Annotated in this window: 4 protein-coding genes; all 4 read right to left on the bottom strand. The window is 52.5% G+C overall.

The features are described from left to right. Positions 1 to 713 (bottom strand): DNA adenine methylase (locus tag U8U01_RS17180; RefSeq protein WP_322176806.1); only part of this gene is annotated, 713 nt, incomplete at its 3' end. 153 nt (positions 714 to 866) lie between these two features. Further along, on the bottom strand, positions 867 to 1,253 hold the full coding sequence (locus U8U01_RS17175) for a hypothetical protein (RefSeq protein WP_322176805.1): 387 nt from the start codon (positions 1,251 to 1,253) through the stop codon (positions 867 to 869). After that, positions 1,250 to 1,966 carry a DUF1281 family ferredoxin-like fold protein gene (locus tag U8U01_RS17170; RefSeq protein ID WP_322176804.1) on the bottom strand — a complete coding sequence of 239 codons (717 nt, stop codon included), beginning with the start codon at positions 1,964 to 1,966 and terminating at the stop codon, positions 1,250 to 1,252. The genes U8U01_RS17175 and U8U01_RS17170 overlap by 4 nt, the downstream gene beginning before the upstream one ends. Next, positions 1,951 to 2,764 (bottom strand): DNA cytosine methyltransferase (locus U8U01_RS17165; RefSeq protein ID WP_322176803.1); only part of this gene is annotated, 814 nt, incomplete at its 5' end. The genes U8U01_RS17165 and U8U01_RS17170, both read right to left, overlap by 16 nt.

Below are 2,764 nucleotides of genomic sequence, written 5' to 3'. Positions count from 1 at the left end.
CAATCGTTATACGAGAGCAGAAACCGGCCCTGCATATTCGCCGCTGTGTCCCGCAGACGCACATGGTCGGCCCAAGCAAACTCCACGGCGTACATATCCTCGGTGGAAAAGTACGGCGGATCGAGGTAGAAAAACGTATCAGGCCGGTCATAGTGGTGAATGAGCGTTTCAAAGTCCTGATTCTCCACCACTACATTGGCCAGCCGGTTTTCTAACTGCTGGATAAGGCCAAACAGCCTCCGCAAGTCGAAGGGCTGGGAGGCGAAAGATTTTTTTCCGCTGGAATAACTGTACCGCAATAATTTCAGGTACATAGCCGCCCGGCGCACGTCGTAGTCTTTTGTGATACGCTGCCGGATGGCGCGTAATTCCTCCGCTGCTGGCGGTGGGAACAATACCTCCGTTAGCTCCATTTCTTCTGCCAGGAATCTGTCATCGAATTGTTCATGCTGAAAAAATTCCTTGATGGTCTGGAAGTCATCCCTGGAATTGAGATTGCAGAATCCAAGTTCCCGGATAGTCGCCATGGTGCGCTCCTTCATGCAGTGGAACAAATTGACGAGATTCCGGTCGAAATCGTTATACACCTCGAAATGGTCAGGAGGCTTGCCCAGCAGCACGCTCCCGGAGCCGCCGAACACCTCCACGAATCTGCCATATTCCAGTGGAAACAGACTGTAGATAATGGGGAGGATGGGTGCTTTATTGCCCACCCAGGATACCGGCGATTTGATTGAGACCACCTCATTTCTTCGCCGGAAAACCGTTCAGAAAACGAAAAAGAGGCCGAATAGTTAACGCATTACTGCGTTAACTATACCAATCGCTTTCTGAACGATTGATACCGGCCAATATTTGTGATATTCTTATTTCATGGACAGCCCGCCATCCATGTCCTCTGTTTCTGTGGGTTCCTCTATCTGGGAACTATCAAAGCCGCCCAGACGATTCGGCACGTAGTCAGACAACCACGCGCCGCCGAAGGTATCATGGGTTTTGAGCCGCCAGATGGCGAGACGGCCTATATCCACATTGACCCCCTCGAAGGGGAACAGCAGGCAGGTCAGGCCGTCGTGCTCAAACGAGGAGCAGCCGCTGAACTTACTGCCGCCTCGCAAAATACCTTCCTCGGTCAGCATTTCGTTGATGCCATCCACCCATTCCCGCAGATCCCCGCCGCAGCCTTGGATGATGAGCCCTTCTGTATTACTCATGCGGCGCAGGTTGTCGGCGGTAATATGCTTGATGCTCATAACTTCATGCCTCCCATGCCCTCGGTTTCCTCCACATCCTCATCTTCCTCCTGTTCATCATTTCCCCACAAACTGTTGGCGTACTCCACAGCCTCAATACCAGTAGGGCGGTACTCGCCGCACAAAGAGCCGTTGTGGTACTCATCCTCGCCGCAGTTATGCCCGATGTCCTCGTCGGCAAACTGGTGGACAAAATCCAGATCGGGGTACATCTCCGACAGCTTGGCGATGACCGGCTGGGGCGGCGACCACGCCGTCTGGAATCGCAACGACTTGCCGTCGAACTGAACGCCGCCCTCGTAGCCATAGGCGTTCCATTTGGTGCCCCAGTTCTTGATGCGCCAGTCGTACCAGCTGGTGACGCCATACTTTTGCCTGTTTTGAAACGCTTGCTTGCCCAAATTCCAGGTTCCCCGGTCAATATCGGGCCGCACCCGAAGGAATGCTTGCTCCGATTTTTCAGGGATATTCAGCAGATCGAAGTCCTCCTTTTTGCCGTTAAAGGTGTAGACTTCGATGAAGTCACGATAGGCTTTCAGGCCACGGTCTGTGCGGCTCCCTTCCTCGATACCCAACTCCGGCGGCATAGGCACCAGTTTATTGAAATCGATGGAGCCGAGGCCGTACTCATCGCTTTTGACAGCTTCAAACAAGGCTTTGACCCTGGCAGGATTGCCCTTGATCTCAATAATATTTGTTATATGATTTGGCATGATGACCTCCAAAATATTTCCTTGATTTTCTCGCTCAAAGCGGAAATGACAGGTACTGTGACGGCGTTTCCAGCCATTTTATAAAGCTGGGCGTCAGACAGCCCGGTTGCGGCAGCTTTGTGGAACTGCTCGTCACTAAAACCTTGCAACCTCCAGCATTCGATAGGCATGAGCTTGCGTACTTTGCCATAGTGCAGATTGCCGTCCGCGTCCTGCACAGGAATGGAAAAAGGTGCTTGTCCCTCTATGAAAACACCAGATTTCCCGCCCTTAAACTTGCCGATGCCCGCCTCCTGATTTGCCAGCAGACACCTTGCGTTTTCTGTCAATTCCGGGTTTTCGTTCAGGTCGATAAAAAAATACCCCTGGTTATTTCCAGGGGTAACGGTGTGCGCGATTTTGTCCCCAACCCTGCCGCGTCGGGTATTCATGGTGGCGTATGCCAGGTCGATGCTGTCGCCGGGGTGAGCGAGCTGATAGCCTGATTTCGTCATGACTTTGATGGGCAGGCTCACATCGTAAAGCCCACTCCTGCCTCCAAAACCTCCAGCGGTGCTTGTCAGGGTGATGGACACCCCTGCTGGGGAGTAGACCCGGCATCCCTCCGGCCCTGGTAGGACTTGCTCAAGAGTCGCTCCATTTGTGCTTGTGAAAGAAAGTATTTCGCCGGAACATTTTCCTCTAGGCGGCGTCGTCAATAAAAATATGATATAATAGACCTCAAAGAAGAGGAGGGCAAAAAAATGGCGGGAGAACAGCATCGGCACGATATAAGCGACAGAGCGTGGGAGAAAATCA

The organism is Acutalibacter caecimuris (assembly GCF_034335085.1).
Taxonomy (GTDB): domain Bacteria; phylum Bacillota; class Clostridia; order Oscillospirales; family Acutalibacteraceae; genus Acutalibacter; species Acutalibacter caecimuris.
Note: the sequence above shows the minus strand (reverse complement) of the source record. Positions and strands in the feature narration are given on the sequence as shown.

Excerpts from the sequence above, each read along its gene's own strand:
- U8U01_RS17175 (WP_322176805.1), bottom strand. The coding sequence starts at position 1,253 with ATGAGCATCAAGCATATTACCGCCGACAACCTGCGCCGCATGAGTAAT.
- U8U01_RS17170 (WP_322176804.1), bottom strand. The coding sequence starts at position 1,966 with ATGCCAAATCATATAACAAATATTATTGAGATCAAGGGCAATCCTGCC.